We start from the raw sequence: 12979 nt of genomic DNA on the forward strand, positions 1-12979 counted from the left end.
GTTGTTCCGGTACAGCTTGAGGGGGTTCCGGCGCGAAGCCGCCAGCGCGCCTTCATATAGAAACATTATGTCTCGCGCCAGTATTTGTAGCCCTTGGCTTTATTGACGTAATCTGGCTGTGAAATATATTCCGCCAGACCGACAGGCACCCGACAAGGGGGAGGTCCGGCATGTGGCGGGCTCTGAAAGACGACATTGCGGCGATCAAGGAACGCGATCCGGCGGCGAAGTCCGCGCTCGAGATCGTGGTCTGCTATCCCAGCTTCCACGCCGTCATGTTCTACCGCGTCGCCAATGCGCTCTGGCGGCGGCGGCTCTACTTCGTCGGCCGCTTCATCTCCCAGACCGGCCGGTTTCTGACGGGCATCGAGATACATCCCGGCGCGAAGATCGGACGGCGGTTCTTCATCGACCACGGCATGGGCGTCGTGATCGGGGAGACGGCGGAGATCGGCGACAACGTCACGCTCTATCACGACGTCACCCTGGGCGGCGTCGCGCCGTCGGTCGATTCCGCCGCGCAGGTAGGACAGAAGCGGCATCCGACGCTGGAGGACGACGTGATCGTGGGCTCCGGCGCGCAGGTGCTGGGTCCGATCACGGTGCGCAAGGGCGCCCGCGTCGGCGCCAATGCAGTCGTGGTCAAGGAAGTGCCCCCGGGCGTGTCGGTGGTGGGCATCCCCGCGGAAATCGTCGGCAAGTCCAGGCCGAAGCTGGTCGATGACCCGAAAGACGCGCGCCGCGCCTTTGCCGCCTATGGCATGCCCCTGGAAGGCGTCACCAACCCGGTCGACCAGCGCATGAGCGAGATTCTGGACGAGATGGAGCAGCTTCGCGAACGCGTGACCGAGCTGGAAGGACGTCTTGCCGAGCGCGAACCGAAGGTCAGGGTCGTCTCCGGCGGCGAGGACTGATAAACCCCCGCATATGCGGACTGATTTCCATTATCTGGACTGCAACGCCACCGCGCCGCTTCGTCCCGAAGCGCAGTCGGCGATGGCATCCGCCATGGCGGTTTCCGGCAACCCTTCCAGCGTCCACGGACCGGGCCGCGCCGCACGGGCGGTGATCGAGCGCGCGCGGGAGCAGGTCGCGGCGATGGTCGGGGTTCCGGCCGCGGCGGTGCATTTCACGGCGAGCGGCACCGAGGCGAACAACTGGGCGCTGGCCTCTTCCGGCCGGGCGCCGCTGGCCATGGCGAGTTCCCACGATTCCGTCCTGCGGGCGGTGGAGCGCGCGGGCGGCGAAATCCTCGCGGTCGACGGTCACGGCCTTCTCGACCCGGCGGAACTCGGCCGGGCGATGGACGAGGCGGACCTTGCCATCGTCTCGGTTGTGGCGGTGAACAACGAGACCGGCGTGATCCAGCCGCTGGCCGCGATCGCGGAGATATGCCGGGACCGTGGGGCGCTCCTTCACATCGACGCCGTGCAGGCGCCGGGCCGGATCGACATGACCGCGATCGCAAGCGCCGGCGACCTGATCAGCCTCTCCGCCCACAAGCTGGGCGGACCGGCGGGGGCCGGCGCGCTGCTGGTGCGCGAGAGGCTGGACCTGGATCCCCTGATAGTCGGCGGCGGGCAGGAGAAGCGGCGGCGCGCGGGCACCGAGAATCTGATTGGCATCGCGGGCTTCGGCGCGGCCGCCGAGGCCGTGGCGCAGGAAGCCGGCGAAGCGGCGCGTCTCGCAACATTACGGGACAGGCTCGAGCGCCGCTTGAGCGACGTTTGTGAAGCGGCTGAAATCATAGGCCGAAGTGCCGAACGTGCGCCCAACACGACCTGCGTCCGGATGCCCGGCGTGCCGGCGGAAACCCAACTCATGGCGCTCGATCTGGCCGGGGTGGCGACAAGCGCCGGGGCCGCTTGCAGCTCGGGCAAGGTCCAGCCCTCCCACGTGCTCCGGGCGATGGGCTTCGACGAAGAGGCGGCGGGCGAGGCCATCCGCATTTCCACCGGCTGGACCACGACGGAGGCCGACATCGACGCCCTGCTGGCGGCCTGGGAAGCGCTCTGGCGGCGGAAGACGGCGGCATGACAAGGCCCGTCTATCTGGATCATCACGCCACCACGCCGGTCGATCCGGACGTGCTGCAGGAGATGCTGCCCTGGTTCACCGAACGGCCGGGCAATCCCCATTCGCGTCATCACGAGCACGGCTGGGACGCGGAGGCCGCCGTGGATCTCGCCCGCACCGAGATCGCGCGGCTGCTCAACGCCGCCGACGAGGCGGTTGTCTTCACCAGCGGCGCGACCGAGGCCAACAACTGGGCGCTCAAGGGTGCTGCACGGGTTCTGCCCGAAGGCCGGCGGCGCATTGTCGTCTCGGCGATCGAGCATCCCTGCGTGCTGGAAAGCGCGCGCGCCCTGGCGGCGGAGGGCTTCGACGTCACCGAACTGGCTGTCGACGCCGGCGGCGGCGTCGGGCCCGACAAGGTGGCCGCCGAACTGGCGAAGGGCGATGTCGGCCTGGTTTCCGTGATGCTCGCCAACAACGAGATCGGCGCGATCCAGCCCGTCGCCGGAATCGCGCGGCAATGCCGGGAGGCTGGCGCGTGGATGCATTGCGACGCCGCCCAGGCCGTGGGCCGCATACCGGTCGACTTCGAACGTCTCGGCGTCGACATGCTGAGCCTCACCGCGCACAAGTTCTACGGGCCGAAAGGCATCGGCGCGCTGATCCTGTCGGAGCGGGCCATGGCCGATCTGCCGCCGCTGCTCCACGGAGGCGGGCAGCAGGAGGGCCGCCGGTCGGGCACGGTGCCCACGCCGCTGGCGGTGGGCTTCGGCGCGGCTGCGCGCGTCGCGGCCGGGAACATGGCCGACGACCGCCGCCGCATCGCCACCCTGCGCAACACGCTCTGGGCGGGGCTCAGGGAAACCACCGAAGGCGTGCACCTCAATGGCGGCGAGGTCATGCGCCTGCCGGGCAACCTCAATTTCCGCATTGATGGCGCCGACGCCGACGACGTCATCCGGGAAGCGCCGGAGATCGCCGTATCGACGGGCTCGGCCTGCTCGTCGGTCTTGTCCGCGCCCTCCCACGTTCTGGCGGCGATCGGATTGACGGAAGCGGAAATCCGTTCCTCGATCAGGATCGGCATCGGCCGGCCGACGACCGAGGCTGATATCGAAATCGCCATCGTCGCGCTGGCAGAGGCGATCCGGAAGGCGAGAACATGATCACGGTTCACTTCATCGACGCGAAGGGCAGGCGGGTGACGGTCGAGGCGAAGCCGGGCGATTCCGTGCTCGACGTGGCGCATGCCAACGACATCGACATCGAAGGGGCCTGCGAGGGCTGCATGGCCTGTTCGACCTGCCACGTCATCGTCGCCGATCCGTGGTTCGACCGCCTGCCAGACCCGAAGGAGGAGGAGGAGGACATGCTGGATCTCGCCTTCGATCTGCAGGAGACGTCCCGTCTCGGCTGTCAGATCCTGCTCACCGAAGAACTCGACGGTATCGAGTTCCATCTGCCGCGCGCCACGCGCAACCTGCTGATCGGATGAGCCTGTTCCAGCGGTTGAAGGCCGCAGCCGGCGACGACTGGCGCGACTATGTCGAGCACGGCTTCGTCCGCGGCATGGCCGACGGCACGCTGCCCGAGCGCGCATTTCGCCACTATCTGGTTCAGGACTATCTGTTCCTGATCCACTTCGCGCGGGCCTATGCGCTCGCCGTCTACAAGTCCGATAGCCTGGCCGAGATGCGAGCGGCCGGCGAGGTCATGAACGGCATCCTCGACACCGAGATGAAGCTCCACGTGGACTACTGCGCCGGTTTCGGCATCACGCCCGAGGAAATGGAGCGCGCGCCCGAGGATGTCGCCACCATGGCCTATACCCGCTATGTGCTGGAAGTCGGGCTGCAGGGTGACGTGCTGGACCTGCATGCCGCACTCAGCCCCTGCGTCATCGGCTATGGCGAGATCGGCCGCAGGCTGGCGGACGATCCGGCGACGAAACGCGAAGGCAATCCCTACCTCTCCTGGATCGAGATGTATGCTGGCCAGGAGTATCAGGAGGTGATGCAGGGCGCGCTGGCCCATCTGGACCGGCTTGGCGAACAGAGGCTGACCGAGGCCCGCTTCGACCGTCTGGCCACCGTGTTCGCCCAGGCGACGCGGCTGGAGAGCGCTTTCTGGCAGATGGGGCTGGACGCGGCCTGATCGAAACAACGGGGAGGGGGAGGGAAGATGCCCTTTGCGAAGATCCGGGATCTGGACATCCATTACGAGCAGGCCGGCGAAGGGCCGGACATGCTGGTCATCAGCGGCACCGGGGGCGATTTGCGCCGCCATCCCAATGCGATGGACAGCCCGCTTACGAAGCGTTTCCGGGTCACCAGCTACGACCAGCGCGGACTTGGGCAGACGACCAAGCCCGAGGACGGCTACACAATGGCCAACTACGCCGAGGACGCCGGGGCGCTGATGGATCATCTGGGTCTCGCGCCCTGTCCGGTGTTGGGCATTTCCTTCGGCGGCATGGTCGCCCAGAACCTGGCGGCGCGGTATCCGCAGAAGATCAGCCGTCTTGCGCTCTACTGCACCTCCCCCGGCGGCGCGGGCGGCGCGTCCTATCCGCTGCACGAGCTGCCCGAGGCCGATCAGGAGACCGCCTTCCGGCGCATGATGAAACTTTCCGACAGCCGGGTGACGGACGACTGGTTCGACACCGACGCTGCCGAAGTCCTGCGCAAGCGTGCCGACAAGTCCGAGTTCGCCGGCGAGGAGGGTTTCCTGCGCGGCGCGCGTGGCCAGATCCAGGCCCGCGCCGGGCACGATTGCTGGGAGGCCCTGGCCGGCCTGCCCATGCCGGTCCATCTGGCGGGCGGGCTGCACGACCAGATTGCGCTGCCGGAAACGATGCGGCGCATGGCCGAGCGGATCCCAGAAGCCGAACTGAAGCTCTATGACGGCGGGCACCTGTTCTTCATCGGAGACCCGCAGCCCTACAGGGACCTGATCGAATTCCTTGAGCGGTAGCGCCGTGGTTTCAGGCCGGTATCAGCGTCGCCATCAACGCGTAGTGATCGGACAGGGGAACATGGCGGCCAGAGGGCAGGGGAACGGCCGGCTCGGTCAGGATATGGGCGGTTTCCACCCGAAGCGACGGCGCCGCGTCCTTCATGAAGATCAGGTCGATGTCATGCGCGGGCCCGCCCGGCGCGCTGACGGCGATCGGATTGTCCAGCGACCATGTCCGCACGCCGGCGTCGTCATGGGCGTCGGCCGTCTCGCGCAGGTCGCGCCAGCCGCGCGCCGTGGCGACACCATGTCCTGCGGGCTCGCTGGCGAGGCTGAGGTTGAAATCGCCGCCGAGCAGCTTCAGGCCACCGCCGCTGCTTTCCAGCAGATCGAGCGCCTGCCCGACTTCCTCGGCCCGCAGGCCGGGAGCCTTGCGCCGGATGCCTTCACGTCCTCTTCCGTCATAGCTGGCGTGCAGGTTGCCCACCCGCGCCGGGCCGAGCGGGGTTTCCACGTCGATGCGCATGGCCCCCTTGCGCGCGACGACGGTCTCGACCCAGTCCAGCGCCCGGAACCGCACCACCGCCAGCCCGTCCGAGGGCCAGTCCCGGCGCACCAGGACGCAAAGCCCCGTGTCCGCGCTCCTCTCCGCCGCCGCATGCAGACGGAACCCGCTGACCCCGCCGAGGGCGGCGCGCACGCTGTGGTGATAGGCTTCCTGGATCAGCCAGATGTCGATGCCGGGCGCGTTGGCGCTCAGCGCCTCGACAATGCGGGGCAGACGGCGCCCGGCGTGGGCAACCGCGTCCACGAGGGGAACGCCGCCCGCCCGCAGACGGGCAAGACCGATATTGAAAGTGGCAATGCGGAGCATTTATCTCGCTCTGTGCTCGGGTTGCGGCCCGTGGCGGCTGATCCTATATACCGTTGCGACCATAGGGTGGTTTTGAGTCGCTTTTGTCACACCGCCCGCGACAACCTGCAAATCGAACCGTAAGGGGATGCGCGCGGCGCCTGATGGGCCAAGCGCATCGGCCAGAAATGAGAGGCATGAATGTCTAAAGTTATCGGGATCGATCTCGGTACCACGAACTCCTGCGTGGCCGTCATGGAGGGCAAGAACGCCAAGGTGATCGAGAACGTGGAGGGCGCGCGCACCACGCCCTCGATGGTCGCGTTCACCGAGGATGGCGAACGTCTTGTCGGCCAGTCGGCGAAACGGCAGGCGGTGACCAATCCGTCCAATACGCTGTTCGCGATCAAGCGCCTGATCGGCCGTCCGCACGGCGATCCGGTGGTCGCGGAAATGCAGAAGACCGCGCCCTATGACATCGTCAAGGCCGACAGCGGTGACGCCTGGGTCCAGGCGGGGGGCGAGCAGTACGCACCGTCGCAGATTTCCGCCTTCATCCTGCAGAAGATGAAGGAAACCGCCGAATCCTATCTCGGCGAGACGGTCGACAAGGCGGTCATCACCGTCCCGGCCTATTTCAACGATTCCCAGCGTCAGGCCACCAAGGATGCCGGCAAGATCGCCGGCCTGGAGGTTCTGCGCATCATCAACGAGCCGACGGCGGCGGCGCTGGCCTATGGCCTGGACAAGTCCGGCGACGGCAAGACCATCGCGGTCTATGACCTGGGCGGCGGCACCTTCGACATCTCGATCCTCGAGATCGGCGACGGCGTCTTCGAGGTGCGCTCGACGAACGGCGACACCTATCTGGGCGGCGAGGACTTCGACATGGCCCTCGTCAACTACCTGGCCGACGAGTTCAAGAAGGAGAACTCGATCGATCTCAGGAACGACAAGCTGGCCCTGCAGCGCCTCAAGGAGGCTGCGGAAAAGGCCAAGATCGAGCTGTCGTCCTCGACCCAGACCGACATCAACCTGCCCTACATCACCGCCGACCAGTCGGGGCCGAAGCACCTGACCATGAAGCTCAGCCGGGCCAAGTTCGAAAGCCTGGTCGAAGGACTGGTCAAGCGCACCGTCGGTCCCTGCGGCGCGGCGCTGAAGGATGCGGGCCTGCAGGCCGGCGACATCGACGAGGTCGTCATGGTCGGCGGCATGACCCGCATGCCGAAGGTCATCGAGACGGTGAAGGAGTTCTTCGGGCGGGAGCCGCATCGCGGCGTGAACCCCGACGAGGTCGTGGCGATCGGCGCAGCGATCCAGGCCGGCGTGCTGCAGGGCGATGTCAAGGACGTGCTGCTGCTGGATGTGACCCCGCTGTCGCTGGGCATCGAGACCCTGGGCGGCGTGTTCACCCGGCTGATCGACCGCAACACCACGATCCCGACCAAGAAGTCCCAGGTCTTCTCGACCGCCGAGGACAACCAGTCCGCGGTGACGATCCGGGTCTTCCAGGGCGAGCGCGAGATGGCCGCCGACAACAAGATGCTGGGCCAGTTCGACCTAGTCGGCATCCCGTCGGCGCCCCGTGGCGTGCCGCAGATTGAGGTCACCTTCGACATCGACGCCAACGGCATCGTCAACGTCTCGGCCAAGGACAAGGCGACCAACAAGGAGCAGGCGATCCGTATCCAGGCTTCAGGCGGCCTCTCCGACGACGACATCGAGCAGATGGTCAAGGACGCCGAGGCCAACCGTGAGGCGGACGAGAAGCGTCGCAAGGTCGCCGAGGCGCGGAACCAGGGCGAAAGCCTGATCCACGCCACGGAACAGACGCTGTCCGATCTTGGCGACAAGGTCCCGGCCGAAGAGAAGGCCAATGTGGAGAAGGCCGTCGAGGAACTGCGTTCGGCTCTGGAAGGCGACGACGCCGAGGCCATCGAACAGAAGGTCCAGGCGCTCTCCCAGATCTCCATGAAGCTGGGCGAGCAGCTCTACAAGCAGCAGGCCGAAGCCGGTGAATCCGCGCCGGAGGGTGAGGCCGGCGAGAGCGGCCAGTCCGGCAAGGCGGATGACGACATCGTCGACGCGGACTTCGAGGAAGTCGACGACGACGACGACAAGAAGAAGTCGGCCTGACCGACTCCAGACGAAAGGGACGGCCCGCCTCGCGGGCCGTCCCGATTCTGGACCACTGGGAGGGGCTGGCGACTAGATGGCGAAGACGGACTACTACGAGATGCTCGGCGTCGCCCGCGATATCGACGCGAGCGAACTGAAGCGCGCCTACCGCAAGAAGGCGATGCAGTATCACCCGGACCGCAATCCGGGCGATCAGGATGCCGAGCAGAAGTTCAAGGAACTCTCCGAAGCCTATGACGTGCTGCGCGATCCGGAGAAGCGCGCGGCCTATGACCGGTTCGGCCACGCGGCGTTCGAGGGCGGCGGCTTCGGCGGGCAGCAGTCGGGCGCGGACTTCGCGCACTCCTTCTCCGACATCTTCGACGACCTGTTCGGCGAGTTCATGGGCGGCCGCCGCGGCCCGCGGGGCGGCCCGGCCCGCGGCGACGACCTGCGCTACAATCTCGAGATCACGCTGGACGACGCCTTCATCGGCAAGCAGGTGCAGATCACCGTGCCGACGACCGTTGCCTGCGGCAGCTGCGCCGGTTCAGGCGCCAAGCCGGGAACATCGCCGGTGCAATGCACCGCCTGCCAGGGCGCCGGCCGGGTCCGCATGCAGCAGGGCTTCTTCATGATCGAGCGGACCTGCCCTCAGTGCGGCGGTCAGGGCCAGGTCATTTCCGATCCGTGCGACGACTGCTCCGGCCGCGGCGTGATGCATGAGGACAAGACCCTCTCGGTGAACATTCCCGCCGGCGTCGAGGACGGCACGCGGATCCGCCTGACGGCCGAAGGCGCGGCCGGCGCCCGGGGCGGACCGGCCGGCGATCTCTACATCTTCCTTTCGATTGCGCCGCATCCGATCTTCGACCGCGAGGGGCGCAATCTGCATTGCCGCGTACCGATTCCCATGACCTCGGCCGCGCTCGGCGGCACGGTGGAGGTGCCGACCATCGATGGGGGCCGGGCCAAGGTGAACATTCCCGCCGGCACCCAGAACGGCCGGCAGTTCCGGCTCAAGGGCAAGGGCATGCCGCAGCTCCGCGGCGGCGTCTTCGGCGATCTCTATATCCAGACCCAGGTCGAGGTGCCGGTGAATCTGACCAAACGCCAGAAGGAACTGCTGCAGGAATTCGAGAAGGCCGGCGACGGGCACAGCCAGTCGAACAATCCGGAATCGGAGGGGTTCCTGGGCAAGGTCAAGGAATTCTGGTCGGATCTGACGGACTGACCGGCGTGAGGGAAGGGCCCGGCCAATGAGCCAGAACAGCGACATACTCGATCGCCTTCATGCTGTGGCCGAAGAACGGAAGAGTGCCGATCCATCGACGTCCTATGTCGCGAAGCTGCACGCGAAGGGCGTCGGCAAGATCGCCCAGAAAGTCGGCGAGGAAGGGGTCGAAACCGCACTCGCCGCCGTCTCGGAAGGGCGTGAGAAGGTCATCGGGGAAAGCGCGGACCTGATTTTCCACCTTGTGGTCCTGTGGTCGCATCTGGGAATCACGCCCGGCGAGGTGCTGGAAGCCCTGGCCGCGCGAGAGGGCGTGTCGGGGCTTGCCGAGAAGGCGGCCCGCGGGGAATAGTCGGGCCGGTTCGCGGATATCGGGAGGGAAGCGGTCGTGGCCTATGACAGGGACAATATCTTCGCGAAGATCCTGCGCGGCGAACTGCCGTGCTCGAAGCGTCACGAAACCGAATGGGCGCTGGCCTTCGACGACATCGCGCCCAAGACACCGGTCCATGTTCTGGTGGTCCCGAAAGGCGAGTATGTCGATTTCAACGATTTCACGGCCAGGGCGACTTCCGAGGAACAGGCCGGCTTCTGGCAGGCCGTGAAGGAGACGGCGGAAATCTGCGGCGTCGGCGGCGAGGGTTTTCGTCTGACCACCAACAACGGCGAGGTCGCCGGGCAGATCGTCTTCCACTTCCACGTTCACATCTTCGGCGGACGGCCGCTCGGCCGCATGGTGCGCTCCAGCGACGGCTGAACGGCGCGTGAAACCGCGTCTCAACCACCTGCTGGTCCTGCCGTTCCTGCTGGGCGCGGCGGCGATACTGATGCTGCCCGCGGCGGTGATGCCGCCCCAGGCCGCCATGGGCGGCGCCCTGGCCCTGGCCGCCGTCGGGTTCTGGGCCACGGGCGCGCTGCCGGAATACGTGACGGCGCTGATCTTCTTCCTCATCGCCATGGTCTTCGGGATCGCCGAGGCGCCTGCAGTCTTTTCCGGTTTCGCCGCCGGCGCCTTCTGGCTGCTCTTCGGCGGCATGATCCTGGGCACGGCGGTCGGCAAGACGGGTCTGGGTGCGCGGCTGGCCCGTTCGATGGCGCGACGGATGGGGGTTTCCTACACTGGCGTGCTGGTCGGTATCGTCGGCGTCGCCCTCGCGCTGTCCTTCCTCATGCCCTCGGCGACGGGCCGGGCGGTGCTGCTGATTCCGGTCGCGGTCAGCCTGGCCGCCGTCTTCGGTTTTGCGCCGGGCAGCCGCGGCGGCAACGGGATCGCCATTGCGGCGGCCCTCGGCGCGGTCATACCCGGCTTCGGCATCCTGCCCGCCAACGTGCCGAACCTCGTTCTGGCCGGTGCGGCCGACACCATCCACGGCCTGAAGCTGAACTATGGCGAGTTCCTGCTGCTGCATTTCCCGGTGCTCGGGCTCTGCAAGGCGATCGCCATCGTGGTCGTCGTGCGGACGCTGTTCCCCGACCGCATGCCGGACGATCCGGCGGCGGACGAGGAACTCGGGCCGCCCAGCCGCGAGGAATGGCGGCTCGCGCTGATCCTTGCCGGTGCCCTGGCGCTCTGGGCGACGGACTTCGCCCATGGCGTCTCGCCGGCATGGGTGGCGCTGGGCGGCGGCGTGCTCTGCCTGCTGCCGAGGATCGGCATGATCCCGACCGAGAAGCTGGGAGAAGCCGTGCAGATCCGGCCGCTCATCTACATCGCCGGTGTTCTCTCGCTGGGCGCGGTCGTGACCTCGACGGGCTTCGCCGACCGGATGGCCGCCGCCTTCCTCACGGTGGCCGGGCTGACGCCGGGCGCGGGCGCGGCGAACATCGCCACGCTGACCGGCGCGCAGATCCTCACCAGCTTTCTGGGTACCGCGCCGACCGTGCCGGCGGTCTGGACGCCGCTGGCCGACGAACTCGCCGGCGCCACGGGGCTGCCGGTCCGGACCGTGCTGATGACCCAGGTGCTGGCCTATTCGACCGTCATCCTGCCCTACCAGGTGCCGCCGGTCGTGGTGGCGCTGCAACTCGCCGGCGTGCCGATGGCGAAGGCCGTACGCGCGGTGCTGGCGCTGGCGGCGGTGACGCTGCTGGTGCTGCTGCCGCTGGACCTGCTGTGGTGGTCCGTGCTTGGACTGCTGGATGGCTGAACCGGTCGTGCATCTGCTGAAACTCTGCGTCGGCGTCGAGAGCGTGGAACAACTCGAGGCCTTTCAAAAGGCGCGGCTGGCGCGCGGCGAGACGCTGCGGCACGTCACCCGCAACCGGCCGCGGCGCGACGCGGAGGTGCTGGCCGGCGGCTCCATCTACTGGATCATCGCGGGCGCCATCCGGGTGCGGCAGCGCATTGTGGGCCTGGAGAGGGTCGAGACGGAGGTGGGCGTGAAGTGCGGCCTCGTCTTCGATCCGCAACTGATCCGCACGGAGCCATGGGCCCGGCGTCCCCACCAGGGCTGGCGCTATCTGGAGGCGAAGGACGCGCCGCCCGACCTCGCCGAGGGTTCCGGAGCCGATGACCTGCCGCCCGACCTCAGGGCGAAGCTGCGGGAAATCGGAGTCGTCTAGGCTGCCAGAAGGCGTGCCTTTTCGCGGGCTTTCGCGATGACCTCGCGGGCCACGCGGTCGGCCATGCGGTGCGTGGCGACGTCTTCGGCCTCGGCCCGGGCGAAGAGGTCGGCCAGGGTCTGCCGGATTGTCGCGACATGACGCATCGCGGCCGCCCGGTCGTAGTCGGGGCCTTCATGGGTGATGTTGATGACGCCGCCGGCGTTGATGACATAGTCGGGCGCGTAGAGCACGCCGCGCGCCGCCAGCATGTCGCCGTGGCGGTCTTCGGCAAGCTGGTTGTTGGCGGAGCCCGCCACGATTTCCGCCTTCAGTTCCGGGATGCTCCGGTCGTTGATGGTGGCGCCCAGCGCACAGGGTGCGAAGACATCCGCTTCGACGGCATGGATGCGGTCGGCGGCGACGGCCTCGGCGCCGAATGCCTTCGTGGCGCGTTCGCAGACCCCGTCGCGGATGTCGGCGACGAGCAGCTTCGCGCCCGCCTCGTGCAGCTGACGGCAGAGATCCCAGCCGACATGGCCGAGGCCCTGCACCGCGACCCGAACGCCGGCGAGGTCGTCATCGCCGCGGCGATGCTGGAGGGCGGCGCGGATGCCGACGAAGACGCCATGGGCCGTGGCCGGGGAGGGATCGCCCGACAGGCCGGCAAGGCCCGCGACATGGCGCGTGCTCTCGCGGACATGGGCCATGTCGTCCGGTGACGTGCCCACGTCCTCGGCGATGATGTAGCTGCCCCCCAGCTTCTCGACGAAACGGCCCAGAGCCCGGAACAGTTGGGGCGAACGCAGCTTTGCCGGATCGCCGATGATCACCGACTTGCCGCCGCCGCGGCCGGTGCCCGCCAGGGCCGCCTTGTAGGTCATGCCGCGGGAAAGGCGCAGAACGTCCGCCACGGCCTCGTCTTCGCTGGCGTAGGGCCAGAAACGGCAACCGCCCAGGCCCGCACCGAGCGTGGTGTCGTGGACCGCGATGATCGCGTTCAGTCCCGTTTCCGCATCCCGGCAGAAGACCACTTCCTCATGGTCGTCGAAGTGTTCCGAACCGAAAACAGACATGGTGACCTCGCGTAAGCTCGCTGGTTTCTGGTTCCCGAATTCAGCACAACAGGGTTAATTTTCAACTCACGCGACGGAGAGTCCCAAACAAAGCACGAATGCTTTCGCGTCCGGCGCCGAATGGACCCGGCGGTTACTTGCAGGGGTCGCCGCGCGAAATCTTGTTGCGCGGATGTTGCGCTG

14 protein-coding genes are annotated in these 12979 nt (G+C 67.4%); 12 read left to right on the plus strand and 2 right to left on the minus strand.

Annotated features, from left to right (window positions below; genetic code table 11):
• The first annotated feature begins 170 nt into the window (after positions 1-170).
• The 6 genes from TEF_11570 to TEF_11595 are packed head-to-tail and all read left to right on the plus strand — an operon-like array spanning position 171 to position 4989.
• Positions 171-914, plus strand: coding sequence for a serine O-acetyltransferase (locus TEF_11570; protein ID ANK81365.1), 744 nt, complete (start codon positions 171-173; stop codon positions 912-914).
• Between the two features lie 13 nt (positions 915-927).
• The gene (locus tag TEF_11575; GenBank protein ANK81366.1) at positions 928-2037 is read left to right on the plus strand and encodes a hypothetical protein; all 1110 of its coding nucleotides are present in this window, start codon (positions 928-930) and stop codon (positions 2035-2037) included.
• On the plus strand, positions 2034-3182 hold the full coding sequence (locus tag TEF_11580) for a hypothetical protein (GenBank protein ANK81367.1): 1149 nt from the start codon (positions 2034-2036) through the stop codon (positions 3180-3182). Before TEF_11575 ends, TEF_11580 begins: the two co-directional genes overlap by 4 nt.
• Positions 3179-3511, plus strand: a complete 333-nt coding sequence (locus TEF_11585; GenBank protein ID ANK81368.1) for a 2Fe-2S ferredoxin — start codon at positions 3179-3181, stop codon at positions 3509-3511. The genes TEF_11580 and TEF_11585 overlap by 4 nt, the downstream gene beginning before the upstream one ends.
• Positions 3508-4170 carry a thiaminase II gene (locus TEF_11590; GenBank protein ID ANK81369.1) on the plus strand — a complete coding sequence of 221 codons (663 nt, stop codon included), beginning with the start codon at positions 3508-3510 and terminating at the stop codon, positions 4168-4170. The genes TEF_11585 and TEF_11590 overlap by 4 nt, the downstream gene beginning before the upstream one ends.
• 27 nt (positions 4171-4197) lie before the next feature.
• The gene (locus TEF_11595) at positions 4198-4989 is read left to right on the plus strand and encodes a hypothetical protein (GenBank protein ID ANK81370.1); all 792 of its coding nucleotides are present in this window, start codon (positions 4198-4200) and stop codon (positions 4987-4989) included.
• Positions 4990-4999: 10 nt separating this feature from the next.
• On the opposite strand, the gene TEF_11600 is transcribed toward TEF_11595, so the two are convergent.
• Entirely contained in the window at positions 5000-5845 is an 846-nt protein-coding gene (locus TEF_11600) for a hypothetical protein (protein ANK81371.1), read from the minus strand.
• 180 nt (positions 5846-6025) lie between these two features.
• On the opposite strand from TEF_11600, the gene TEF_11605 reads away from it, so the two are divergent.
• From TEF_11605 to TEF_11630, 6 genes are all read left to right on the plus strand, one after another.
• Positions 6026-7963 carry a molecular chaperone DnaK gene (locus TEF_11605; protein ID ANK81372.1) on the plus strand — a complete coding sequence of 646 codons (1938 nt, stop codon included), beginning with the start codon at positions 6026-6028 and terminating at the stop codon, positions 7961-7963.
• A 76-nt stretch (positions 7964-8039) separates the two neighbouring features.
• Positions 8040-9179 (plus strand): molecular chaperone DnaJ, encoded by a 1140-nt coding sequence (locus TEF_11610; protein ID ANK81373.1) that lies wholly within the window; start codon positions 8040-8042, stop codon positions 9177-9179.
• 25 nt (positions 9180-9204) lie between these two features.
• A complete protein-coding gene (locus TEF_11615) occupies positions 9205-9531 on the plus strand; it encodes a phosphoribosyl-ATP diphosphatase (protein ANK81374.1) in 327 nt (108 codons plus the stop codon).
• An 18-nt stretch (positions 9532-9549) separates the two neighbouring features.
• Positions 9550-9936, plus strand: coding sequence for a histidine triad nucleotide-binding protein (locus TEF_11620; protein ANK81375.1), 387 nt, complete (start codon positions 9550-9552; stop codon positions 9934-9936).
• 46 nt (positions 9937-9982) lie between these two features.
• Positions 9983-11326 (plus strand): hypothetical protein, encoded by a 1344-nt coding sequence (locus tag TEF_11625; protein ID ANK83437.1) that lies wholly within the window; start codon positions 9983-9985, stop codon positions 11324-11326.
• Positions 11319-11741: a lysophospholipase gene (locus TEF_11630; GenBank protein ID ANK81376.1), complete on the plus strand. Its 423-nt coding sequence runs from the start codon at positions 11319-11321 to the stop codon at positions 11739-11741. The genes TEF_11625 and TEF_11630 overlap by 8 nt, the downstream gene beginning before the upstream one ends.
• Here TEF_11630 and TEF_11635 read toward each other — a convergent pair.
• Positions 11738-12796 carry an amino acid dehydrogenase gene (locus TEF_11635; protein ID ANK81377.1) on the minus strand — a complete coding sequence of 353 codons (1059 nt, stop codon included), beginning with the start codon at positions 12794-12796 and terminating at the stop codon, positions 11738-11740. The two genes, TEF_11630 and TEF_11635, sit on opposite strands and share 4 nt — an antisense overlap.
• Positions 12797-12979: the final 183 nt, after the last annotated feature.

Source organism: Rhizobiales bacterium NRL2 (assembly GCA_001664005.1).
Classification (GTDB): domain Bacteria; phylum Pseudomonadota; class Alphaproteobacteria; order Minwuiales; family Minwuiaceae; genus Minwuia.

Bases quoted from the DNA above. Each gene is read 5' to 3' on its own strand.
- TEF_11570 (ANK81365.1), top strand. From the start codon at position 171: ATGTGGCGGGCTCTGAAAGACGACATTGCGGCGATCAAGGAACGCGAT.
- TEF_11575 (ANK81366.1), top strand. From the start codon at position 928: ATGCGGACTGATTTCCATTATCTGGACTGCAACGCCACCGCGCCGCTT.
- TEF_11580 (ANK81367.1), top strand. From the start codon at position 2,034: ATGACAAGGCCCGTCTATCTGGATCATCACGCCACCACGCCGGTCGAT.
- TEF_11585 (ANK81368.1), top strand. From the start codon at position 3,179: ATGATCACGGTTCACTTCATCGACGCGAAGGGCAGGCGGGTGACGGTC.
- TEF_11590 (ANK81369.1), top strand. From the start codon at position 3,508: ATGAGCCTGTTCCAGCGGTTGAAGGCCGCAGCCGGCGACGACTGGCGC.
- TEF_11595 (ANK81370.1), top strand. From the start codon at position 4,198: ATGCCCTTTGCGAAGATCCGGGATCTGGACATCCATTACGAGCAGGCC.
- TEF_11600 (ANK81371.1), bottom strand. From the start codon at position 5,845: ATGCTCCGCATTGCCACTTTCAATATCGGTCTTGCCCGTCTGCGGGCG.
- TEF_11605 (ANK81372.1), top strand. From the start codon at position 6,026: ATGTCTAAAGTTATCGGGATCGATCTCGGTACCACGAACTCCTGCGTG.
- TEF_11610 (ANK81373.1), top strand. From the start codon at position 8,040: ATGGCGAAGACGGACTACTACGAGATGCTCGGCGTCGCCCGCGATATC.
- TEF_11615 (ANK81374.1), top strand. From the start codon at position 9,205: ATGAGCCAGAACAGCGACATACTCGATCGCCTTCATGCTGTGGCCGAA.
- TEF_11630 (ANK81376.1), top strand. From the start codon at position 11,319: ATGGCTGAACCGGTCGTGCATCTGCTGAAACTCTGCGTCGGCGTCGAG.
- TEF_11635 (ANK81377.1), bottom strand. From the start codon at position 12,796: ATGTCTGTTTTCGGTTCGGAACACTTCGACGACCATGAGGAAGTGGTC.